Origin of the sequence: Synechococcus sp. Tobar12-5m-g, assembly GCF_024345415.1 — a bacterium.
Taxonomy (GTDB): domain Bacteria; phylum Cyanobacteriota; class Cyanobacteriia; order PCC-6307; family Cyanobiaceae; genus Regnicoccus.
Window position 1 is genome coordinate 65,144 of record NZ_JAGQBB010000007.1, and the last position, 21,787, is coordinate 86,930.

General features: G+C 67.1%; 20 protein-coding genes. 16 read left to right on the forward strand and 4 right to left on the reverse strand.

The window, feature by feature from the left end; translation table 11 throughout:
• The first annotated feature begins 16 nt into the window (after positions 1–16).
• A complete protein-coding gene (glyS, locus tag KBY66_RS06220) occupies positions 17–2,182 on the forward strand; it encodes a glycine--tRNA ligase subunit beta (RefSeq protein ID WP_255088386.1) in 2,166 nt (721 codons plus the stop codon).
• Positions 2,183–2,188: 6 nt separating this feature from the next.
• Here the strand turns inward: glyS and chlP are convergent, their stop codons facing one another.
• Complete coding sequence (gene chlP / locus KBY66_RS06225; RefSeq protein WP_255088387.1) at positions 2,189–3,601, reverse strand: geranylgeranyl reductase; 1,413 nt, start codon at positions 3,599–3,601, stop codon at positions 2,189–2,191.
• A gap of 130 nt (positions 3,602–3,731) precedes the next feature.
• Here chlP and KBY66_RS06230 point away from each other — a divergent pair, with 130 nt between their 5' ends.
• The 8 genes from KBY66_RS06230 (at position 3,732) to KBY66_RS06265 (ending at position 11,812) form a co-directional block, all read left to right on the forward strand.
• Positions 3,732–4,472, forward strand: coding sequence for a D-alanyl-D-alanine carboxypeptidase family protein (locus KBY66_RS06230; protein WP_255088389.1), 741 nt, complete (start codon positions 3,732–3,734; stop codon positions 4,470–4,472).
• 30 nt (positions 4,473–4,502) lie between these two features.
• The gene (gene typA / locus KBY66_RS06235; protein WP_255088390.1) at positions 4,503–6,311 is read left to right on the forward strand and encodes a translational GTPase TypA; all 1,809 of its coding nucleotides are present in this window, start codon (positions 4,503–4,505) and stop codon (positions 6,309–6,311) included.
• Entirely contained in the window at positions 6,308–6,736 is a 429-nt protein-coding gene (locus KBY66_RS06240) for a DUF309 domain-containing protein (protein ID WP_255120069.1), read from the forward strand. The genes typA and KBY66_RS06240 overlap by 4 nt, the downstream gene beginning before the upstream one ends.
• Positions 6,737–6,929: 193 nt before the next feature.
• Positions 6,930–7,346 (forward strand): LPS-assembly protein LptD, encoded by a 417-nt coding sequence (locus tag KBY66_RS06245; protein WP_315855487.1) that lies wholly within the window; start codon positions 6,930–6,932, stop codon positions 7,344–7,346.
• Positions 7,343–8,071 carry an LPS export ABC transporter ATP-binding protein gene (lptB, locus tag KBY66_RS06250; protein ID WP_255088392.1) on the forward strand — a complete coding sequence of 243 codons (729 nt, stop codon included), beginning with the start codon at positions 7,343–7,345 and terminating at the stop codon, positions 8,069–8,071. Before KBY66_RS06245 ends, lptB begins: the two co-directional genes overlap by 4 nt.
• 14 nt (positions 8,072–8,085) lie before the next feature.
• Positions 8,086–9,288, forward strand: coding sequence for an LptF/LptG family permease (locus KBY66_RS06255; RefSeq protein WP_255088393.1), 1,203 nt, complete (start codon positions 8,086–8,088; stop codon positions 9,286–9,288).
• A gap of 60 nt (positions 9,289–9,348) precedes the next feature.
• Positions 9,349–10,257 carry a c-type cytochrome biogenesis protein CcsB gene (gene ccsB, locus KBY66_RS06260; RefSeq protein WP_255120068.1) on the forward strand — a complete coding sequence of 303 codons (909 nt, stop codon included), beginning with the start codon at positions 9,349–9,351 and terminating at the stop codon, positions 10,255–10,257.
• Entirely contained in the window at positions 10,250–11,812 is a 1,563-nt protein-coding gene (locus tag KBY66_RS06265) for a glycosyltransferase family 39 protein (RefSeq protein ID WP_255088395.1), read from the forward strand. The genes ccsB and KBY66_RS06265 overlap by 8 nt, the downstream gene beginning before the upstream one ends.
• Before the next feature lie 16 nt (positions 11,813–11,828).
• Here KBY66_RS06265 and rpe read toward each other — a convergent pair whose 3' ends face one another.
• Positions 11,829–12,512 (reverse strand): ribulose-phosphate 3-epimerase, encoded by a 684-nt coding sequence (rpe, locus tag KBY66_RS06270; RefSeq protein WP_255088396.1) that lies wholly within the window; start codon positions 12,510–12,512, stop codon positions 11,829–11,831.
• A gap of 185 nt (positions 12,513–12,697) precedes the next feature.
• Between rpe and glpX the strand changes: the two genes are divergently transcribed.
• The 7 genes from glpX to KBY66_RS06305 all read left to right on the forward strand — a co-directional run bounded on the left by glpX (position 12,698) and on the right by KBY66_RS06305 (position 19,712).
• Positions 12,698–13,702: a class II fructose-bisphosphatase gene (glpX, locus tag KBY66_RS06275; protein WP_255088397.1), complete on the forward strand. Its 1,005-nt coding sequence runs from the start codon at positions 12,698–12,700 to the stop codon at positions 13,700–13,702.
• Between the two features lie 10 nt (positions 13,703–13,712).
• Positions 13,713–15,023 carry a glutamyl-tRNA reductase gene (locus KBY66_RS06280; protein WP_255088402.1) on the forward strand — a complete coding sequence of 437 codons (1,311 nt, stop codon included), beginning with the start codon at positions 13,713–13,715 and terminating at the stop codon, positions 15,021–15,023.
• A 123-nt stretch (positions 15,024–15,146) separates the two neighbouring features.
• Positions 15,147–16,442 carry a glucose-1-phosphate adenylyltransferase gene (locus tag KBY66_RS06285; protein WP_255088403.1) on the forward strand — a complete coding sequence of 432 codons (1,296 nt, stop codon included), beginning with the start codon at positions 15,147–15,149 and terminating at the stop codon, positions 16,440–16,442.
• A 147-nt stretch (positions 16,443–16,589) separates the two neighbouring features.
• On the forward strand, positions 16,590–18,008 hold the full coding sequence (gene gndA / locus KBY66_RS06290; RefSeq protein ID WP_255088404.1) for an NADP-dependent phosphogluconate dehydrogenase: 1,419 nt from the start codon (positions 16,590–16,592) through the stop codon (positions 18,006–18,008).
• Positions 18,005–18,736: a 6-phosphogluconolactonase gene (gene pgl / locus KBY66_RS06295; RefSeq protein ID WP_255088405.1), complete on the forward strand. Its 732-nt coding sequence runs from the start codon at positions 18,005–18,007 to the stop codon at positions 18,734–18,736. The genes gndA and pgl overlap by 4 nt, the downstream gene beginning before the upstream one ends.
• Before the next feature lie 14 nt (positions 18,737–18,750).
• Positions 18,751–19,314, forward strand: coding sequence for a CIA30 family protein (locus tag KBY66_RS06300; protein WP_255088454.1), 564 nt, complete (start codon positions 18,751–18,753; stop codon positions 19,312–19,314).
• Positions 19,311–19,712, forward strand: coding sequence for a hypothetical protein (locus KBY66_RS06305; protein WP_255088406.1), 402 nt, complete (start codon positions 19,311–19,313; stop codon positions 19,710–19,712). Before KBY66_RS06300 ends, KBY66_RS06305 begins: the two co-directional genes overlap by 4 nt.
• Here KBY66_RS06305 and ilvD read toward each other — a convergent pair.
• Both ilvD and KBY66_RS06315 read right to left on the reverse strand, forming a co-directional pair.
• Positions 19,703–21,373 carry a dihydroxy-acid dehydratase gene (gene ilvD / locus KBY66_RS06310; protein ID WP_255088407.1) on the reverse strand — a complete coding sequence of 557 codons (1,671 nt, stop codon included), beginning with the start codon at positions 21,371–21,373 and terminating at the stop codon, positions 19,703–19,705. The genes KBY66_RS06305 and ilvD overlap by 10 nt on opposite strands.
• 91 nt (positions 21,374–21,464) lie before the next feature.
• Positions 21,465–21,770, reverse strand: a complete 306-nt coding sequence (locus tag KBY66_RS06315) for a hypothetical protein (RefSeq protein WP_255088408.1) — start codon at positions 21,768–21,770, stop codon at positions 21,465–21,467.
• Between the last annotated feature and the right edge of the window lie 17 nt (positions 21,771–21,787).

Here is a 21,787-nt window from a genome sequence, read left to right on the forward strand (position 1 = left end):
CTGCTCAGAGGCGACCGTGGCCACATTCCTGCTGGAGATTGGCACCGAGGAACTGCCGGCAGAGTTTGTGCGTCTGGCCCTGCCCCAGCTGGAGAAGGCGGTGCGTGGCTCGCTCAGCGCCCAGCGGCTCCACCATGGGCAGGTGCACGGCTTCGGCACACCACGGCGGCTGGCGGTCACGGTCGAAGCGTTGGCCCAGCGGCAGGACGACCTGCAAGAGGATCGCAAGGGCCCCCCGGCAGGCCAGGCCTTCGCGGGTGACACCCCCACCCCGTCCGCCCTCGGCTTCGCCCGACGCTGCGGCGTCGAAGCCAGCGCGCTGGAGATCCGCCAGACCGCGAAGGGTCCGTTCGTCTTCGCCAGGACCCGCCAGGCAGGACTGCCCACCGCCGCGGTTCTGGCCGCCGAGATCCCCGGCTGGCTGAACGCCCTGCAGGGCAGGCGCTTCATGCGCTGGGGGGAGGGGGAGCAGCGCTTCAGCCGGCCGGTGCGCTGGCTGGTGGCCCTGCTTGATGACCGGGTCATCCCGGTTGAGCTGCCCGGATGCGACCCGCCGCTGCGCAGCGGCCGGCTCAGCCGCGGCCACCGGCTGGACACCACCGCCGTGTCGATCCGGACGGCGGCGGCCTACGCCGAGAGCCTCAAGGGGGCGGGGGTTTGGGCGGAGCGCCAGGAGCGCGCCGGCTGGATCCGGGAGCAGGTCGAGCGGGCCGCCACGGCAGCGGGGGCCCGGCCCGAGCTGCCCGCCGAGCTCTTTGAGGAACTGGTCGACCTGGTGGAGGCGCCCTCCCTGATCCAGGGGCGGGTGGAGGAGCGCTTTCTGGCCTTGCCGCCGGAAGTGCTCAGCACGGTGATGCGGACCCATCAGCGCTACGTTCCCCTGCTGCGGGCCGAGGCCACCGCCGATCCCCTGGCGCTCGGGGCGGCGACCACGATGCTGCCCCTGTTCCTTTGCATCGGCAACGGACGGCCCGAAGCGATCGACACGGTCCGCCGGGGGAATGAACGGGTGCTCAGGGCCCGGCTCGCCGATGCGGAGTTCTTCCTGGCGGCGGATCGGGCCACCCCCAGCCAGCAGCGGCGGCGACAGCTTGGAAGCATCACCTTCGCCGAAGGGCTGGGCAGCCTGCGGGACCGGACCGATCGGCTGGAGTGGCTCACCGGCCTGCTCCTGAGCCACCTGCCCTTGCCCGAAACCACGGCAACGGCGGCCCTGCGGGCCGCCCATCTCTGCAAGAACGATCTGGTCAGCCAGATGGTGGGCGAGTTCCCCGAACTGCAGGGGGTGATGGGCGCCAAGTACGCCCTGGCGGAGGGGGAGGGCCGGCCCGTGGCCCTGGCCGTGTTGGAGCACTACCTGCCGCGGGGAGCAGGCGATGCCCTGCCAAGCTCCGAGGCCGGCGCCGTCGTGGCCCTGGCCGAGCGGCTGGAGTTGCTGCTGAGCATCTATGGCAAGGGGGAGCGACCCAGTGGCTCCTCCGACCCCTACGCCCTGCGACGGGCCGGCAATGGCCTGGTTCAGATCCTCCTGGAGCGAGGCTGGTCCCTCAAGCTCACCACCGTGCTGGAGCAGGCTGCCGACCACTGGGAGCAGCAGCTCCCCAATCTCCCCATCGAACCGCGGGCCCTGGCCACGGAGCTGACCGACGTTCTGCGGCTTCGCCTGGTCAGCCTGTTGGAGGAGCAGGGCTTCGACACCGACCTGGTCCAGGCAGTGGCCGGGAGCACCATGGCAGCGCAACGCTTGCTGGCCGATCTGGCCGATGCCCGCAGCAGGGTGGAGCTGCTCGCCGACCTGCGGACCCGTGGCGCCCTGGCGCCACTGCAGGCGGTGGTGCAGCGGGCCGCCCGGCTGGCCGAGAAGGGAAGCCTGGCCAGAACCGTCCTGGGGCCCATGGGGGTGGTGGAGCCGGCTCTGTTCAGCTCCAGCAGCGAGCACGGCATGCTCGCCGTGCTCGCTGCCCTCGAGCCGATCGCCGCGAGCAGCGAACCCGGCCGCTACCGCGACCTGGCCGCCAGCCTGGCCGGTGGGGCCGCAGCCCTGGCGGCCTTCTTCGACGGCGCCAGCAGTGTGCTGGTGATGGCCGAGGATCCAGCCATCCGCACAAACCGCCTGAACCTGTTGGGGGTGCTGCGCAACCAGTCGTTGGTGCTGGCAGATTTCAGCCGACTGGAAGGCTGAGCGACCTCAGGATTTGCTGGCCAGGGCAGGCTGCCTGGCCCCGCCATCCAAGGCCACGGAAGCTGCTGCCGGCTTGGATTCAGCCGCAGGTTCCGAATCAGCGCTGACCACTGGTTCCGCCACGGTGGGATGGAGCCTGGCCAGCCGACGGGCCTCCATCTCCTCGGGGCTGCGCACGGCACTGGCGACCGGTTGATAACTCTGGGGGGCCAGGGCTTGGCCGCGCAAGATCGAAGCGAACGTGAGCAGGGTGAGCTTGATCTGCTGCCAGGGATTCATCATCACCACCCTTTTGTACAGGTAGCTGTCAAAGGTGAGGCGCTGCACATCCTTGTCATCGCACATCTCAACGAAGGCCTCGCGGGCAGCATCGTTGCGATAGAAGATGTTCTGAAGAATCTCCAGCACCTTGTAGGTGGCGCCATACTTGCGATCCCACTTCTTGATGTACACCTTGAGATCTTTCTCGGTTGGGATGGTGCGCCCTCCATCACTGGCCGCCACGATCTGTTCGGCACACATCCGCCCACTCTTGGCCGCGAAATAGATGCCTTCTCCAGAGCTCTTGGTGACATAGCCGGCCGCATCTCCCACCAGGGCCATCCGGCCCACCACCCGGCGAGGGCGGGGATGCTCAGGAATCGGATGGGCCTCCACCTTGATCACTTCACCATCGAGCAACCGGGCACTGGCCCGGCTCCGGATACCCTTCTGAAGGCTTTTGATCAGGCTCTGGTTCTGCTGCATCGTGCCGGTCCCCACCGCCACATGGTCGTACTTGGGGAACACCCAGCCGTAAAAATCGGGGGACACATCGGTGCCCACATACATCTCGGCGAGATCCTCGTAGTAGCTCATCTCTTCCTTGGGCAGCCTGATGCGCTCCTGAAAGGCGATCGCCACGTTGTAATCACCGGCATCCATGGCCTTGGCCACCCGGCTGTTGGCGCCATCGGCGCCCACGATCAGATCCACCTCCAGGGTACGGATCTCACCGGTGGGACCGCCGGCGGAGTAGTCGGCGTATTGCAAGGTGTAGGGCCCCTGCCGCTTGACCCCCGTGTCGATGCTCTGCACCAGGCCGTTGATCAGTTGAGCGCCCAGGCCGGCTGCCCGGTCGCGCAGGAAGCCATCCATCACCTCACGACGGCACATGCCAATGTACTCATTTTCGTCCCCGAGATGAATGTCCACTTCCCGGTTGGAAGGGGAAATCATCTTCATGTTGCGAACTTTCCGGTCGATGATCGATGCGGGCAGGTCGAACTCATCGACCATGCAGAGTGGGATGGCCCCGCCGCAGGGCTTGGCGTTATCGAGCTTTCGCTCGAACAGCCAGGTCTGAATCCCTGCCTTGGCCAGCACTTCTGCAGCACAGGATCCGCTCGGGCCGCCACCCACCACTGCGACTCGCAACATCTTGAAACCTGCTCCGCTGGAACGTTCTTGAGCGCGAAGCTAACACTGCTCATCGGCTCCGCGTTGATCCCGGCGGAACGCACCCCTACGATTGTCTTGAAGCTTGTTGCGAGGGTGCTTGCCCCCAGGAGTGACGCCCCGTTCGCGCTCCAGGGTGTCTCCGAAGGACATCCCCAACGACATTCCGGTGGCCCGCCGCACGGCTCGCCTCCCCGTGGCTCCAGGCCGTCCGCTTCGCGGCATCCTCCTTGGCGCCCTCGCCCTGACAGCCTTGGCGGCGGCCCTGACCCTGGCTTTCCCCCGGGTCAGAGATCTGCTGAGCCCCGACCCCATCGCCGGCCTTGCCGCCCGGCGCGGCGCCGATGGCCGCCTGCTGGGTCACTTCCCCTACCCGGAACTGCATGCGGACAAGCTGGTCACGGTGGCCCCTGGCCTGCAGGTTCACAGGGATGCAGCCGAACCGCTGCTGGCCATGCAGCGGGAGGCCGCGGCCGCCGGGGTGGATCTGCGCTTCCTCAGCGGCTTCCGCAGCGTCGCCCTGCAGAAGCAGCTCTTCTTCGATGTCAAGTCGGAGCGCAACCAGAGCGCCGCCGAGCGGGCCAAGGTGAGCGCCCCGCCTGGCTTTTCGGAGCACAGCACGGGATTGGCCCTCGACCTCGGCGACGGCAGCCGCCCCGGCACGAACCTGAAGCAAGCCTTCGAGGACACCCCCGCGTTCACCTGGCTGGAGCGCAATGCCAACCGCCACCACTTCAGGCTTTCGTTTCCGAAGGGCAACCGCCAGGGGGTCAGCTACGAACCCTGGCATTGGCGCTTCGAAGGATCAGCCGAGGCCCTCGAGCTGTTCGAAACGGCCCGGAGAGGGGGCTGAGATAAGGTGATCGATTGATTCTGCCGCTGCATGAGCGCCCCATCCCAGCGCGCCCCGATACGGAACATCGCGATCATCGCCCACGTTGATCACGGCAAGACCACCTTGGTGGATGCCCTTTTGCAGCAGTCGGGCATTTTCCGTGATGGAGAGGCCGTTCCCACCTGTGTGATGGACTCCAACGACCTGGAGCGGGAGCGGGGCATCACAATTCTCTCCAAGAACACCGCCGTCACCTACGCGGGCACACGAATCAACATCGTCGACACCCCGGGCCACTCCGATTTCGGTGGAGAAGTGGAGCGAGTGCTGGGCATGGTCGACGGTGCCCTGTTGATCGTGGATGCCAACGAGGGGCCGATGCCCCAGACCCGCTTCGTGCTCCGCAAGGCCCTGGAGCAGGGTCTGCGGCCGATCGTGTTCATCAACAAGATCGACCGGGCCCGGGTGGACCCCGAGCAGGCCGTCGACAAGGTGCTCGATCTCTTCCTGGAGCTCGGCGCCGACGATGACCAGTGTGATTTCCCCTACCTGTTCGGCAGCGGCATGGGAGGTTTCGCCAAGCCGGACATGGCCACCGACAGCGACACCATGAAGCCGCTGTTCGACGCGATCCTGCGCCATGTGCCGCCTCCGGTCGGCGATGTGGACAAGCCCCTGCAGCTCCAGGTCACCACCCTCGACTATTCCGATTTTCTGGGCCGGATCGTGATCGGTCGTGTCCACAACGGCACCATCAAGGCCGGCCAGACCGCCGCCCTGATCCGCGACGACGGCAGCATCAAGCGCAGCCGGATCAGCAAGTTGTTGGGCTTTGAGGGCCTCTCCCGGGTGGAGATCGCTGAAGCCCACGCCGGGGATCTGGTGGCCGTAGCCGGTTTCGACGAGGTCAACATCGGTGAAACGATCGCCTGTCCGGAGCATCCCGAGGCCCTGCCGCTGATCCGGGTTGACGAGCCAACCCTGCAGATGACGTTCGTCATCAACGATTCGCCATTCGCCGGCAAGGAAGGCAAATTCGTGACCAGCCGCCAGTTGCGCGACCGGCTCCAGAAAGAGCTGCTCACCAATGTGGCCCTGCGGGTCGAAGACACCGATTCCCCCGATCGCTTCGCCGTCAGCGGCCGCGGCGAACTCCACCTCGGAATCCTGATCGAAACGATGCGGCGGGAGGGCTACGAGTTTCAGGTCACCCAGCCCCAGGTGATCTTCCGCACCATCGACGGGACCCCCTGCGAACCGGTCGAGACCCTGGTGATGGACGTGCCGGAAGAAGCCGTTGGCAACTGCATCGAAAAGCTCGGCATGCGCAAGGGCGAGATGCAGAACATGGAAACCGGCAGCGATGGCCGCACCCAGCTGGAGTTCGTGGTGCCGGCCCGGGGCCTGATCGGCTTCCGCGGTGAATTCGTGCGGGCCACCCGTGGAGAAGGGATCATGAGCCACTCCTTCTTCGAGTACCGCCCGATGCAAGGGGATTTCGAAGCCCGGCGCAACGGCGTGCTGATCTCCTTCGAGGAAGGAACCGCCACCTTCTATGCCCTGAAAGGCGCTGAAGACCGCGGTCAGTTCTTCATCACCCCCGGCACAAAGGTCTACAAGGGGATGATCGTCGGCGAACACAACCGTCCCCCCGATCTGGAACTGAACGTCTGCAAGGCCAAGCAGGTCACCAACATCCGCTCGGCCGGTGCAGAGGTGCTCGACACGCTCCAATCCCCGATCCAGATGACCCTGGAGCGTGCCCTGGAGTACATCGGTCCCGACGAGATGCTGGAGGTCACCCCTGAGTCGATCCGCCTGCGCAAGCTGGCGATGAAGAAGCCCGCCAAGCGATGACGGGGCGAGGGCTGGACGCCGTCTCGGGGGAGCCTTCGCCACCCCTTCCGGCTGTCGATCTACGTGTCGATCTGGCCCTCGATCCCCGCTTCATCGCCGCCGTTGCCCTCTTCAACGCCGCCGCCTGGTATCCCTGCCACGACGGCTTCGAGGAGCTCTGGCAGGAAAACCTCGGCCCCGATCGGGTGGTGCTCCAGGCCCTGCTCCAGATCGCCGTGGCCCATCTCCATCTGGAGCGCGGCAACGCCCATGGAGCCACGGTGCTGCTGGGCGAAGGGCTGGGACGGCTGGCCCCGTTTCCAGACAGCACCCTGGGCCTGGATCTCGGCCCCCTGCGCGCCCAGGTCAACGCCCGTCTGCGCTGCCTGCAGCAGAACGGAGACCCCAGTGGGCTGCCCCTGCCGGCTCTGTCGTTGGTCCGCTGAGCCCCTGGATTGCGCATGAGGCCACTCGGTAGATTTCCCGTTCAAGGATGAGTTGGCCAGGACAGTTCACGCCACGCCTTCCCGATCACCTGCCCGCCTTCCAGATCACCGTGCCCGATTGATGCGCGACCCCCTAAGGAGCGACCCAGCCCTGAAGCGTCATTGGCCGTTCGCCCTTCTCCTGATCGTTTCGATGCTCCCCGTCCTGGCGGCCCGGGCCGAAGGCCCGACGGCCACACCGGGGCTGGAGCCAGCGGCTACCCCAGCCCCAGGCCCCACCGGGCTGGTCACCATCGAGTCCGACAGCCAGAAGGCCGACAACGCCACCGGGATCATCACGGCCATCGGCAACGTCCGCATCCTGTATCCCGATCGGCGCCTGGTGGCCACCTCGCGCCAGGCGCAGTATTTCACCAAGGAGGGACGCATCGTGCTCACCGGCGAGGTGGATGTGGTCCAGGAAGGCGGCAACCTGCTGCGGGCCGAGCGGGTCGTGTACCTGGTGGACAGCGAGCGCGTCCTGGCTGAGCCTGCCAGCGGCCAGCAGGTCTTCAGCCAACTGCGTCTTCAGGAGTCCCCGGTCACCCCAGCAGCCGCGAAGCCCCAATGAGCCTCAACCTTGAGGAGGTGACCCTCAGCCTGGGTGGCCGCCCACTGGTCAAGGGGGTCAGCCTGGAGCTCCATCCCGGCGAAGTGGTGGGGTTGCTGGGGCCTAACGGTGCCGGGAAGACCACCACCTTCAACCTGGTCACCGGAAGGCTGAAGCCAGACCGGGGCCGCGTGCTGCTTGATGGCAGGAAGGTGGAGCGATTGGCCATGCCCCAACGGGCCCGGCTTGGCATCGGCTACCTGCCCCAGGAACCCAGTGTGTTCCGTCAGCTCACGGTCCGCCAGAACCTGCAGCTTGCCCTTCAGGAAAGTGGCACTCCAGTGGGGCTGCGGCGCCATCGTCTTGAGCAGTTGATCGAGGAGTTTCACCTCAGCCGCTTCCAGCACCGCCTGGGGTTTCAGCTCTCAGGGGGTGAACGGCGGCGCTGTGAAGTGGCCCGGGCCCTGGCGGTCGGCCCTGAGGGGCCGCGCTACCTCCTGCTGGATGAACCCTTTGCCGGGGTGGACCCCTTGGCGGTGGCCGACCTGCAGGGCTTGATCGGCACCCTCAAGGAGCGCGCAATGGGCCTGCTGATCACCGATCACAACGTGCGCGAAACCCTTGCCATCACCGACAGGGCGTACATCCTCACCGAAGGAAGCATCCTGGCCTCCGGCCGCTCGAAGGTGGTGGCGGAGGATCCGCTGGTCCGGCGTCACTACCTGGGGGAAGCGTTTCAGTTATGAGCCACGCCCAAGAAATGAACCGATCCCTGGGCCGACCCAGCCAGACCTGGCAGCGGTTGCCGCTGAAGCTGCGGGGCCTTCATCAGGTCCCCCTGATCGATCGCTGGTTGATCGGCGAGCTGGTGCCCCCCCTGCTGTTCGGCATCGCTGCCTTCACCGCCGTCTCGCTTTCGGTGGGGGTGGTGTTCGAGCTGGTGCGGCGGGTGACGGAATCGGGGCTACCGCTCGGCGCCGCTCTGCAGGTGCTGGGCCTGCGCCTGCCGGGATTCCTGGTGCTCTCCTTTCCGATGGCCACCTTGATGGCCACCCTGCTGGCCTACAGCAGCCTGTCGAGCAACAGCGAACTGACCGCCCTGCGCAGCCTGGGGGTGAGCACCTGGCGGATGGTCTTGCCAGCCCTGCTGGTGGCGGTGCTGATCAGCCTGGTCACCTTCCTGTTCAACGACCTGATCGTGCCGAGGGCCAACCTGCAGGCCAACGACAGCCTCAACCAGGCCCTTGGCAAGGCCATTACCTCCGAAAATGGAAAGAACATCATCTATTCCCGCTTCAGCCGCCGTCCCAACGCGAAGGCGGACTCCGGGAGCGAAAACTACCTGTCCCAGCTCTTCTACGCCGGTCAGTTCAAGGACGGGGAAATGCGCGAGGTCACGGTGCTGGACTTCACCCGTGACAACAAGACCCAGATCCTCAGTGCCGATCGGGCGATCTGGAGCCCAGCCGAGGGGATGTGGGAGTTCCGGGACGGCAAGGTGGTGTTGATCGACAAGACAGACGCCACCACCACCTCCGCCCGCTTCAGCCGTTACCTCTACCCGCTCGATCAGGGCCCCCTGAAGCTGGCGGCCCTGCCCAAGGACGCCGCCACCATGTCGGTGTCCGAGGCGATCAGCGCCGAGAAACTGCTGCGGGAGGCCGGAGACCAGAAAGAAGCCCGGCGCATGCGGGTGAGGATTCAGGAGAAGTTCGCCTTCCCGGCCATCTGCCTGGTGTTCGGCCTGATCGGCAGCAGCCTGGGGGTGAGGCCGGATGCCCGCACGAGCCGCAGCCAGGGCTTCGGCATCAGCGTGCTGCTGATCTTTTCCTATTACCTGATGTCGTTCATCTTCAGTTCGTTGGGGGTGAAAGGGACGCTCTCCCCCTTTCTTGCCGCCTGGGGGCCGGTCCTGATCGGCCTGGTCACGGGTCTGCTGATGCTGCGCCAGGCCAGTCGTTGAGGCTGGGTCTCCAGGCAGACTGGCCCTAACTTTTCTTCCCCTTTTCCCGTGCTGGCTGCCTTGAACGATCCCGTTCTCGCCCTGGGCCTCCTGGCCTTCGGTTTCTTGCTGCTTGCCCTGCCCCTGGCCTTCTGGAGCGTCAGCGCCGCCAGCAGCAACACCGTCGTCCGGGTGCTGGTGGCGGCCGCGAACCTGAGTCTCACCGCCCAGCTGACCCTGCGTTGGTGGGAATCGGGTCATTTCCCGATCAGCAACCTTTACGAATCCCTGTGCTTCCTGGCCTGGGCCTGCAGCCTCACCCAGCTGCTGGTGGAGAGGTCCTGGCCTTCCCCCCTTGTCCCGGCCTCCACCACCCCGATCGCCCTGGGCTGTCTGGCCTTCGCCAGTTTCGCCCTGCCGGATCGTCTGCAGCAGGCCGCTCCCCTGGTGCCGGCCCTGCGCTCCAGCTGGCTGGTGATGCACGTCAGCGTGATCATGATGAGCTATGCAGCCCTGCTGGTGGGCTCCCTGCTCTCCCTGGCGGTGCTGTTCACCCAACGGGACCAGGCCCTGGAACTGCGCAGCAGCTCGATCGGCAGTGGCGGCTTCCGTCAGGCCAAGCTGGTTACCGCTGACAGCAATCTCCAGCTCAGCAGCATCACGATCGGCATCAACGAGCAACTCGACAGCCTCAGCTACCGCACGATCACCGTCGGCTTCCTGCTGCTGTCGGTGGGGCTGGTGAGCGGGGCGGTCTGGGCCAACGAAGCCTGGGGCAGCTGGTGGAGCTGGGATCCGAAGGAAACCTGGGCATTGATCTGCTGGCTCGTCTATGCGGCCTACCTGCACACCCGCCTGAGCCGTGGTTGGCAAGGACGCCGTCCGGCCCTGGTGGCGGTGGCCGGCCTGGTGGTGATCTGCGTCTGCTACATCGGCGTGAACCTGCTGGGCATCGGCCTGCACAGCTACGGCTGGTTCCTCGGTGACTGAGGCCCCGCCTTCCTGGCGGCCAAGGCTCCGGCCAGAGCTCCTGCTGCCCCTGGTTCTGCTGGGCGGGCTGGTGGTCCGGCTGGTTCTGGCCATGGTGTTGCCGCCCGGCTACGACGAGGCCTATTACCTCTTCTACGGCCGCCATCTGGCCCTGAGTTACTTCGACCATCCGGCCGCGGTGGGGCTATGGGCCTGGGTTGGAACCCGGCTGGGCGGATCGATCCTGGCTCTGCGGCTGCCTTCCCTGCTGAGCTACACCCTGGCTCTCGCCCTCTTGAGCGGCGCAACGGAGCGTTGGTTCGGCCGGCGCGCGGCCCTGCTCAGCGCCGTGCTGGGCAGCGTCGCTCCGGTCCTGTTCCTTTGCGGTGGCCTGCTGCTGCTGCCGGACAGCCCCCTGTTGCTGGCCCTGGCGGCCTTGCTCTGGTGGCTGTCCCGGCACCCCAGGGTGGTTCCCGCTTCGCCCCGGCAGGCGATCGCACTCGGTGTTCTGCTGGGGCTGGTCACCCTGGGCAAGTACCACGCCCTGCTGGTCTTGGTCTCCCTGCTGGCCTGGTGCCTGGTCAGCAAGCAACGCCGCCGTCACTTCCGCAGCCCCTGGCCTGGCCTGGCCCTGCTGGTGTGGCTGCTGGTGTCGGCACCGCTTTGGCTCTGGAACCTCAACAACGGCTGGGCCTCCTTCCTGTTCCAGGGCGGCCGGATCGGCGCAAGGGGCGGCTATGACCTGGCAGCCCCGCCCCTGTTCCTCCTCTCCCAGTTGGTTCTGCTCTTTCCCACGGTCGGGGTGGTGCTGCTGGTGGCGCTATGGCCCCGGTCCGGCCGCGATGGCGCCACCGATCACCGGCAGCTTCTGCGCTGGCTGGTGGTGCCGCAATTGGTGGTCTTCCTGCTGCTGGCTGGTCGCATGCAGGTGCTCTCCAGCTGGTTGGTGCCGGCCTGGTGGCTGCTGCTGCCCCTGGCGGGCGACTGGCTGGCCGGCCCCCACGATCGGCGGTGGCGGCGCTGGATTGTGGGGGGAACCTGGGGAACGGCGCTGATCCTGCCAGCGCTGCTGCTCACCCTGGCCCTGCAGGTGCGCTGGGGCGTGCTCGACGCCTGGTTGCCCCCGGGGCTGGACACCTCAACCGAGCTGATGCCTGCCGACAGCCTGCGCAGGGATCTGCGCCGCAACCCCGTCGTCTGGAAGGCCCTGCAGGAAGCCAGCCTGATCGCCGGCAACCGCTACGACCTCCCCGGCTTCCTGGCGCTGGCGCTGGGTTCCCATCTGAATGCCGACTACACCACCTTCAGCAACGATTCCCGGGGATTCGCCTGGTGGCAACCGCCCAATGGCTACCAGGGTGCCCATGGGGTGCTGTTCGGGATCGTGGAGCCCGGCAAGCCCCTGCTGCGAGACGTCTGGCTGCCTCGGCTGGGGAAGGTGGAGCCCCTGGGAACCGTTGAGATCCATCGCGCTGGCCGGCCGGCGCTTCAACTGGAATTCAGCCGCTTTGGCCCACTGCCCAGGCCCTGGCCCCGTCGGTACGGTCCAAATGCGGCGCCGGCGGAAGTCCCGTAACAGACATCCAGACGGTTCAGACCAGCACCGTCTCGGTCCGGCGGCTGTGGCGAATGCCGCTGATCGCTTCGCGGTAATCGGGCTGGTTGAACACGCCGGAGCCAGAGACGATCGCATTGGCCCCCACCTCGATCACCTGCCAGGCGTTGCCGGCCTTGAGGCCGCCGTCCACTTCGATCCAGGGATCGAGGCCCCGTTCGTCGCACATCCTGCGCAGGCGGCGCACCTTCTCGACGGCTGATGGGATGAAGCTCTGCCCCCCGAAGCCGGGGTTCACGCTCATGATCAGCACCAGGTCGCAGAGCTCCAGGCAGTACTCCAGGGTGTCGAGCGAGGTGCCGGGGTTGAGCACCGCTCCGGCCTTCTTGCCCAGATCCTTGATCTGGCCGAGGTTGCGGTGCAGGTGCGGGCAGGCTTCCACCTGCACATAGATGTGATCGGCGCCGGCCTTGGCGAAATCCGCCACATAGTTCTCAGGCTCCACGATCATCAGGTGAACGTCGAGCGGCTTGGCGGTCACGGGGCGCAGGGCCTCCACGATCAGCGGACCGATCGTGATGTTGGGCACGAAGCGACCATCCATGACATCGACGTGAATCCAGTCGGCGCCGGCCTCGTCGACGGCCCTCACCTCCTCTCCCAGGCGGGCGAAATCAGCGGAAAGGATCGAAGGGGCGATCACCAGGGGCTTCGTGCTCATGGCTGGTGCCACTGGGGCATAAGGAGCGCCGTGATTGTAGGAATCGACAGGAGCCGGCCGGCCACCTTGAGCCGAGCGCCAGGATCGTCGCTGGTACAGTTGCTACCGTCTCATGGCCCAAAGACCTTGCTGCAGCTGATCTGCCGGTCTTTCGGTTGACGCTCTCTTCCCCCTGCCAGACCCCCGTGGATCGCACCCTCATTCAGGAACTGCTCGAAGTCGTCGAGCAGGCCGCCATCGCCTCGGCCCATCTCACCGGGCTTGGCAAGAAAGATGAGGCCGATGCCGCCGCCGTCGAGGCGATGCGCACCCGCATGGGCTCGATCGCCATGCAGGGCCGGATCGTGATCGGCGAGGGCGAGCGTGACGAGGCGCCGATGCTCTACATCGGCGAGGAAGTGGGCAGCGGCACCGGCCCCGGCGTCGATTTCGCCGTGGACCCCTGCGAAGGCACCAACCTCTGCGCCAATGCCCAGGACGGTTCCATGGCGGTCCTGGCCGCCTCGGACCGGGGCGGGCTGTTCAACGCCCCCGACTTCTACATGAAGAAACTGGCGGCGCCCCCGGCCGCCAAGGGCAAGGTGGACATCCGCAAGAGCGCCACAGAGAACATCGCCATCCTCAGCGCCTGCCTGGGCATGCCGGCCAGCGATCTGGTGATCGTGGTGATGGACCGGGCCCGCCACAAGGAGCTGATCGCCGAGATCCGCGCCACCGGCGCCCGGGTCAAACCGATCAGCGACGGTGACGTGCAGGCGGCGATCGCCTGCGGCTTCGCCGGCACCGGCACCCACTGCCTGATGGGCATCGGCGCTGCCCCCGAGGGGGTGATCTCAGCGGCGGCGCTGCGCTGTCTGGGGGCCCACTTCCAGGGCCAGCTCGTCTACGACCCCGCCGTTGCCCAAACCACAGAGTGGGCCGATTACACCAAGGAAGGCAACATCGAGCGACTTCACTCGATGGGCATCACCGACATCGACAAGGTGTATGAAGCCGAGGAGCTCGCCTCGGGCGAGAATGTGGTGTTCGCCGGCAGCGGCATCACCCCCGGTCTGCTGTTCAAGGGCGTCGTGTTCGAGCACGACTGCACGCGCACCAGCAGCCTGATCATCAGCTCCCTCGACCAGAGCGCCCGCTTCACCGACACGATCCACATCAAGGACGGCGCCCAGAGCGTCGCCCTGCGCTGAGTCCCTCCCCATGCACATCGCCGTCGTCGGCCTCAGCCATCGCACGGCCCCGGTCGAGGTGCGCGAGCGGCTCAGCATCCCGGAGCAGGTCATGGAGGAATCCCTCCAGACCTTGCGGGCCGATGCCCAGGTGCTGGAGGCCTCGATCCTCAGCACCTGCAACCGGCTGGAGATCTACACCCTGCTGCGCAGTCCGGAGCAGGGGATCACGGCGGTGGGCTCCTTCCTGAGCCGCCACTCGGGCCTGGCCTTCGGGGATTTGACCCCCCACCTGTTCACGTACCACCACGAGGAGGCGGTGGCGCACCTGATGCGCGTGGCCGCCGGCCTCGACAGCCTGGTGCTGGGGGAAGGCCAGATCCTCTCCCAGGTGAAGAAGATGGTGCGGCTGGGCCAGGAGCACGGCTCGATCGGCCCGATCCTCAACCGGCTGCTCAACCAGGCGGTGAGCACCGGCAAACGGGTCCGCACCGAAACCAACCTGGGCACCGGAGCGGTGTCGATCAGCTCGGCGGCGGTGGAGCTGGCCCAGCTGAAGGTGGGCCAGGCCCGCGGCCTCGATGAGCTGGTGCCGCTCGATCAGGAGCAGGTGGCCGTGGTGGGGGCCGGGCGGATGGCGCGGCTGCTGCTCCAGCATCTCCAGGCCAAGGGGTGCCGCGCCCTGGTGCTGCTCAACCGCACCGTGGAGCGCGCCGAGACCCTGGCGGCGGATTTTCCCGAGCTTCCGGTCCAGTGCAGGCCGCTCGACGACCTCGACCATTGTCTGAGCACCTGCTCCCTGGTTTTCACCAGCACGGCGGCGGAGCAACCGATCATCGACGCGGCCCGGCTGGAAGCCCTGAACCGCCGCTCCGCCCTGATGCTGATCGACATCGGCGTGCCCCGCAACATCCGCTCCGGCGTCAGCGCGCTCACCGGGGTTGACGCCTTCGACGTGGACGACCTCCAGGAAGTGGTGGCCCGCAACCAGGAGGCCCGGCGCGAGGTTGCCGCCGAGGCCGAAGGCCTCCTGCAGGAGGAGTCTCGCCAGTTTCTGGAATGGTGGGACGGACTGGAGGCTGTGCCCACCTTGAACCGGCTGCGCCAGACCCTGGAGGCGATCCGCGAGCATGAGCTGCAGAAAGCGCTCAGCCGCATGGGCCCGGACCTCTCAGCCCGGGAGCGCAAGGTGGTGGAAGCGCTCAGCAAGGGGATCATCAACAAGGTGCTGCACAGCCCCGTCACCCATTTGCGGGCTCCCCAGCCGCGGCAGCAGCGGCACCTGGCCATGCAGGTGCTCCATGACCTGTTCGAGCTGGATGGCAGCGGGCCAGAGGCCTGATCCAGCCCTCGGCGGGAATTCCGATTCCCACAGTTTCGTGCGGTCCGCTGGCCGCCACCTTGGCAGGCCAGCCTCTCCGGTACGGTGCTCTGGTGCTGGAAACAGCCCTGTGAGGAGTGAGTGATGAAGCGGGTTCTGGCGATCATCCTCGGTGGCGGAGCGGGCACCCGGCTCTATCCCCTCACCAAGATGCGGGCCAAACCAGCCGTGCCGCTGGCCGGCAAGTACCGCCTGATCGACATCCCGATCAGCAACTGCATCAATTCCGGGATCAACAAGATTTACGTGTTGACCCAGTTCAACAGCGCCTCGCTCAACCGGCACCTCACCCAGACCTACAACCTCTCGGCGGGCTTCGGCCAGGGCTTCGTGGAGGTGCTCGCCGCCCAGCAGACCCCGGAGAGTCCCAGCTGGTTCGAAGGCACCGCCGATGCGGTGCGCAAGTACCAGTGGCTGTTCCAGGAATGGGACGTCGACCACTACCTGATCCTCTCCGGTGACCAGCTCTACCGGATGGACTACAGCCGTTTCGTCAGCCACCACATCGAAACCGGCGCGGACCTCAGCGTCGGGGCCCTGCCGGTGGAGGCGGCCCAGGCGGAAGGCTTCGGCCTGATGCGCGCCGACAACGACGGACGGATCCGGGAGTTCAGCGAAAAACCGAAAGGCCCGGCGCTGGAGGCCATGAAGGTGGACACCGCCAAGCTCGGCCTGGCCGAAGCGGAGGCGGCCCGCCGTCCCTTCCTGGCCTCGATGGGGATCTATGTGTTCAGCCGGCACACCCTCTTCGACCTGCTGAGCGCCAACCCCGGCGCCACGGACTTCGGCAAGGAGATCATCCCCCTGGCCCTGGGCCGTGGCGACAACCTGCAGAGTTTCCTCTTCGATGACTACTGGGAGGACATCGGCACGATCGGCGCCTTCTACGAAGCCAACCTGGCCCTCACCGATCAGCCCAAACCGGCCTTCTCCTTCTACGACGAGAAGTTCCCGATCTACACCCGGCCGCGTTACCTGCCGCCCAGCAAGCTGCTCGACACCCAGGTCACCCAGTCGATCATCGGCGAGGGTTCCCTGCTGCAGGCCTGCAGCATTCACCATTGCGTGCTCGGCGTGCGCTCCCGGATCGAAGGGGAAGTGGTGCTGCAGGACACCCTGGTGATGGGAGCCGACTACTACGAATCCTCCGAGGAGCGGGCGGTGCTGCGCGAGCGGGGCGGCATCCCCCTCGGGGTGGGCCATGGCACCACGGTGCGGCGCGCCATCCTCGACAAGAACGTCCGGATCGGCCGCAACGTCACGATCGTCAACAAGGATCACATCGAGGAGGCGGACCGCCCCGAACTGGGCTTCTACATCCGCAACGGCATCGTGGTGGTGGAGAAGAACGCCACCGTCGCCGACGGCACGGTGATCTAAGGACGACCCAACTCGTCCACCATCACCATCTCGTCACCTGCTCGTCACTTGCTCTCTGAGCAGTTGCTGACAGATCCGCCCCCGCGACATCCCTGGGCCATGGTCACGGTCACACTGGCAGCGCACGGTAAGCCAGCCAAACCACTGATGAGCAAAGCGCACTTCGGCCTGATCGGCCTGGGCGTGATGGGAGAGAACCTGGTCCTCAATGCCGAACGCAACGGTTTCTCCAGCGTCGTCTACAACCGCACCTACGCCAAGACGGAAGAGTTCCTGGGCGGGCGCGCCGCCGGCCTGAACATCGTGGGGGCCCACACCCTCGAGGAGTTCGTCGGCAGCCTGGAGCGCCCCCGCCGCATCCTGATGATGATCAAGGCGGGCCAGCCGATCGACGACACGATCGCCGCCATTTCGCCCTTGCTCGAGGACGGCGACCTGCTGATCGACGGCGGCAACTCGCTCTACACCGACACCGAACGGCGGGTGAAGGAGCTGGAAAGCCAGAGTTTCGGCTACATCGGCATGGGCGTCTCCGGAGGCGCCAAAGGGGCCCTGGAGGGGCCGAGCATGATGCCCGGCGGCACCCGGGCGGCCTACGACGCGATCGAGAGCCTCGTTCGCAAGATGGCGGCCCAGGTGGAGGACGGCCCCTGCGTGGCCTACATGGGCCCTGGAGGAGCCGGCCACTTCGTGAAAACGGTGCACAACGGCATCGAGTACGGCATCGAGCAGATCCTGGTCGAGGCCTACGACCTGATGAAGCGATCGGCGGGCCTCGGCGGCATCGCCATGGCCGATGTGTTCGACGGCTGGAACCAGCTCGAAGAGCTGTCCTCCTATCTGGTGGAGATCACCGAGGTATGCCTGCGCACCAGGGATCCCGAGGATGGCGGCGATCTGGTGGAGAAGATCCTCGATGTGGCCGGCCAGAAGGGCACCGGCCTTTGGACCGTGGTCAGCGCCCTGGAGATGGGCGTGCCCGTGCCCACGATCTATGCCGCCCTCAACGGCCGGGTGCTGAGCTCGATGAAGGGGGAGCGGCAGGCGGCGGCGGCCGTGATCGGGGCTCCGCCCTCCCATCCCGTTGAACTCGGCGATCCGGCAGAAGGACTGCCAGCCCTGCGGGATGCGGTGATCCTCGCCTGCATCGCCAGCTATGCCCAGGGCATGGCCCTGTTGGTGGAAGCCTCCCATCTGCACGACTACGACCTGCAACTGCCGGTGATCGCCCAGATCTGGAAGGGTGGCTGCATCATCCGTGCCAAGCTGCTGCAACGCATCCAGGACGCTTACAGCGCCAACGGCGAGCTGGCCAACCTGCTGGTGGACCCCTGGTTCGCCGAGCAGGTGAACCGGCGCCTGGGTGGCCTGCGTCAGGTGGTGGCCGGCGCGGCCCTGGCCGGCATCCCGGTGCCTTGCCTGAGCAGCACCCTCGACTACATCGACAGCTACCGCAGCGCCCGCCTGCCCCAGAACCTGCTCCAGGCGATGCGGGACTGCTTCGGCGCCCACACCTACGAGCGGGTGGATCAGCCGGGCAGCTTCCACACCGAGTGGCTGGGATGAACGGGTCTCCCCCAGCCACCTATCGGCTCGAGCGGGCTGCCGATGCCGGGGCCCTGGCTCACCTGGCCGCCGAAACGATCGCGGTGACGATCGACCTGGCCCTGGCACAGCGGGAGCGGGCCCAGATCGCCCTGGCCGGGGGCACCACCCCCGAGGCCACATACCGCCTTCTGGGAGCCATGCACCTTCCCTGGGATCGGGTCGATGTGCTGCTCGGCGATGAACGCTGGGTGGCGGCCGCGGATCCCTCCAGCAACGCCCTGATGCTGCACCGATCGCTCTTGGCCGAGGGGCCGGGCCGCCAGGCCCGCTTCCATCCGGTTCCCACCGATCAGGAGAGCCCCGAGCAGGGTGCTGCGGCCTACGCCGAACTGCTGAGCCGGCTTTGCCCCGGTGCGCCACCGATCCTCGATCTGGTGCTGCTGGGCCTGGGGGACGACGGCCACACCGCATCGCTGTTCCCGGGCACCGCCGCCACCGGCGTCACCGACCGCAGCGCGACGGTGAGCGAGGGCAAGGGGTTGCCGCGGGTCACCCTCACGGCACCCGTGCTCAGCGCGGCGCGGCACGTGATTGTTCTGGTCAGCGGCGAGGGCAAGCGTCAGGCCCTGCAGCGCCTGCTCGATCCCAACGAACCCGCCAGCCGAACCCCAGCCCGCCTGGTCAGGCCGCTTTCCCCGGTGCTGATCCTTGCCGATGCCGCCGCTGCGGCAGGCTTGAGGGAGTGAACGCGCTGACCCTGATGGTGACACCCCTGCTGGTCGTGAGCGGAGATGGGTTCAGCGGCTGGCTGGCCCTCAACGACACGATCATGGGGGGCAACAGCCGTGGCGTGTGCAGGGTCGGGCCGGAGGGGCTGGTGCTGGAGGCCGAGGTGGTTGAGCAGGGGGGAGGCTTCGTGAGTTGCCGCTCCCCCCTGTTCTCCCCTCCCCTGAACCTGGGGGACTACCGGGGCCTGCAGTTGGAGGTGCGCGGCGATGGCCGTCGCTACAAGCTCGCTGTGGCCTGCGCCGATGGGGTGGCGGGCCTCACCGAACTCATTCCCGGCGGGCTGCGCTGGGTTGCGGAATTCGACACCACCATCAGCACCCCTGCCCTGCCGCCGCAGCTGGTGGAGATTCCCTTCGATCAGTTGCGGCCCTCGGTGCGGGCCCGCCCCCTCAACCTGCCGCTGCGCTTCGATGCCTGCCGGGTGACGCGGTTGCAGGTGCTGCATTCCAAATTCGGCGAGGACGGCCAGCTCAATGCCGGCTTCCGGGCCGGGCCGCTGCAGTTCGCCCTGGTGTCGGTGCGAGCGGTGCCTTGACGGCAGCGGAAGGCCTCAGCAGGCGGATTGCCGCCGCCGCCGATCTCTGCCTCCAGCCCCACCGCCATGCCGTGGTGGGATCCGACCCCATCCACCTGCCCAGTAAGCCCGAAGACTGCTGCCTGCGGATCCAACCGAGGCGAGCCGATGGGGAACGGTTGCCGCAGCAGGACATTGAGCTGGAGATCTACCGCAGCGGCGACGATGTCCATCTGATGCTGAGCTGGCCGGAGCAACCGGAGCTGCCGATGCTCTGGCACGGCCAGCATCCCGTCTGGATGGACGGGGAGAGCGGCATGCGCTGCGATCGACCGGAAGCGGGGGCCCCTCTGGAGGCGCTGGCGCGGCGGCTGCGGGCCCTGCTCAGCACGGCCCCAGAGCACCACGCTCAGCCCTGATCGGTCACGGCGCCGATGCTGCTGCTGCTCACCAGCCGAGCGTACTTGCCCAGCACACCGGTGCGGTAGCGGGGCTCAGGAGCGATCCAGGCGGCGCGGCGGCGTTCCAGCTCGGCCTCCTCGACGTTGAGCTGAATCAACAGCTGGTGGGCGTTGACGGTGATGCTGTCACCTTCCTGAACGAGGGCAATGGTGCCGCCCACCGCCGCCTCGGGAGCCACGTGCCCAACCACCATGCCGTAGGTGCCGCCTGAAAAGCGGCCATCGGTGATCAGGGCCACGGCATCGCCGAGCCCTTGGCCGATGATCGCCGCCGTTGGGGAGAGCATCTCTCGCATGCCGGGCCCGCCCACCGGCCCCTCGTAACGCACCACCACCACATCGCCTGCCACGATGCGCTCAGCGAGGATCGCCGTCAGGGCTTCCTCCTCACTCTCGAACACCCTGGCCGGGCCGGTGAGCGAGGAGATCTTGATGCCGCTGATCTTGGCGACGGCTCCCTCGGTGGCCAGGTTCCCTTTGAGGATCGCCAGATGCCCCTTGGCATAGAGGGGATCGGACAGGGGCCGGATCACGTCCTGATCGGCGGGGGGAGCGCTGGGCACCTCCGCCAGCACCTCCCTGAGCGTGCGCCCCTCGATCGTGCGGGCCTCGCCATGCAGCAGGCCGGCATCGAGCAGCAACTTCATCACCTGGGGGATGCCGCCAGCGTTGTGGAGGTCCACGGTCACGAAGCGGCCGCTGGGCTTGAGGTCGCAGATCACCGGCACCCGCTGGCGGATGGTTTCGAAATCGTCGATCACCAGTGGCACCCCGGCGGTGCGGGCGATCGCCAGCAGGTGCAGCACCGAATTGGTGGAGCCGCCCACGGCCATGATCACGCTGATCGCGTTCTCGATGGCCTCGCGGGTGATCAGGTCGCGGGGACGGATGTCGGCCGCGATCGCCTTCACCAGCACCTCCGCGGAGCGGGCGGCGCTCTCGGCCTTCTCAGGATCCTCCGCCGCCATCGTGGAGCTGCCGGGCAGGCTCAGGCCCATGGCCTCAAAGGCGGAGCTCATCGTGTTGGCCGTGAACATGCCGCCGCAGCTGCCCGCTCCGGGGCAGGCGTTCTTCTCGATCGCCAGCAGCTCTGCCTCGTCAATCCTGCCGCCCGAGTACTGACCCACCGCCTCGAACGCGCTCACCACGGTGAGATCGCAGGGTCCGAGTTTTCCTGGCTTGATCGTGCCGCCATACACGAAGATCGCCGGGATGTTCATCCGGGCCATGGCCAGCATGGCGCCGGGCATGTTCTTGTCGCAGCCGCCGATCGCCAGCAAGCCGTCCATGCTCTGGGCGTTGCAGGCGGTTTCGATCGAATCGGCGATCACCTCCCGGCTCACCAGGGAATACTTCATCCCCTCGGTGCCCATCGAGATGCCATCGCTCACCGTGATCGTGCCGAAGGTCTGGGGCATGGCCCCGGCGGCGTGGGCCGCCGCCACGGCCCGTTCGGTGAGGGCGTTCAGCCCCAGATTGCAGGGCGTGATCGTGCTGTAGCCATTGGCGATGCCGATGATCGGCTTGTCGAAGTCGCCGTCCCCGAAGCCGACGGCCCGGAGCATGGCGCGGTTGGGGGAGCGCTGGATGCCTGCGGTGATGGCGGCGGAGCGGAGCATGGTCAACGGGTGAGCAGGCTTAGCAACCTAACGATCCGGCCGACGGGCGCTTCGGGCCATTCCCCTGGTCCCGTTCCGCTCCAGCGGGCCTTCAGTCTTCGGGGCTGAGGCACTCCAGCTGGCGGCGCACATCCTCGATGGCACGATTCAGCTCCTTCACCTTGTGCTGCAACTCGCTGTCCAGCAGCGGGCGATGGTCGCCGAGTTCACCGTCCCGGGAACCCTCCTGAAGGCGAGAGAGAGAGAGACTGCGGTGCTGGCGCAGGGCCTGGCGCCGCCGCTCGGCCTCTGAGAGCAGCCACCAGCCCAGGCCTGCCGCACCGATCAGGGCTCCGCCGATCGCGCTGGCCAGCAGGCCGCTGCCCCCTTGCCGGCTGTCGTTTCTGGCTTCGGCCATGGGCCTCTCCTCTTCAA

Coding starts and splice junctions, on each gene's coding strand:
- KBY66_RS06245 (WP_315855487.1), top strand. CDS start 6,930: ATGCTCCCCGTCCTGGCGGCCCGGGCCGAAGGCCCGACGGCCACACCG.
- KBY66_RS06285 (WP_255088403.1), top strand. CDS start 15,147: ATGAAGCGGGTTCTGGCGATCATCCTCGGTGGCGGAGCGGGCACCCGG.
- lptB (WP_255088392.1), top strand. CDS start 7,343: ATGAGCCTCAACCTTGAGGAGGTGACCCTCAGCCTGGGTGGCCGCCCA.
- KBY66_RS06255 (WP_255088393.1), top strand. CDS start 8,086: ATGAACCGATCCCTGGGCCGACCCAGCCAGACCTGGCAGCGGTTGCCG.
- typA (WP_255088390.1), top strand. CDS start 4,503: ATGAGCGCCCCATCCCAGCGCGCCCCGATACGGAACATCGCGATCATC.
- ilvD (WP_255088407.1), bottom strand. CDS start 21,373: ATGCTCCGCTCCGCCGCCATCACCGCAGGCATCCAGCGCTCCCCCAAC.
- KBY66_RS06300 (WP_255088454.1), top strand. CDS start 18,751: ATGGTGACACCCCTGCTGGTCGTGAGCGGAGATGGGTTCAGCGGCTGG.
- KBY66_RS06240 (WP_255120069.1), top strand. CDS start 6,308: ATGACGGGGCGAGGGCTGGACGCCGTCTCGGGGGAGCCTTCGCCACCC.
- gndA (WP_255088404.1), top strand. CDS start 16,590: ATGAGCAAAGCGCACTTCGGCCTGATCGGCCTGGGCGTGATGGGAGAG.
- KBY66_RS06280 (WP_255088402.1), top strand. CDS start 13,713: ATGCACATCGCCGTCGTCGGCCTCAGCCATCGCACGGCCCCGGTCGAG.
- rpe (WP_255088396.1), bottom strand. CDS start 12,512: ATGAGCACGAAGCCCCTGGTGATCGCCCCTTCGATCCTTTCCGCTGAT.
- chlP (WP_255088387.1), bottom strand. CDS start 3,601: ATGTTGCGAGTCGCAGTGGTGGGTGGCGGCCCGAGCGGATCCTGTGCT.
- pgl (WP_255088405.1), top strand. CDS start 18,005: ATGAACGGGTCTCCCCCAGCCACCTATCGGCTCGAGCGGGCTGCCGAT.
- KBY66_RS06315 (WP_255088408.1), bottom strand. CDS start 21,770: ATGGCCGAAGCCAGAAACGACAGCCGGCAAGGGGGCAGCGGCCTGCTG.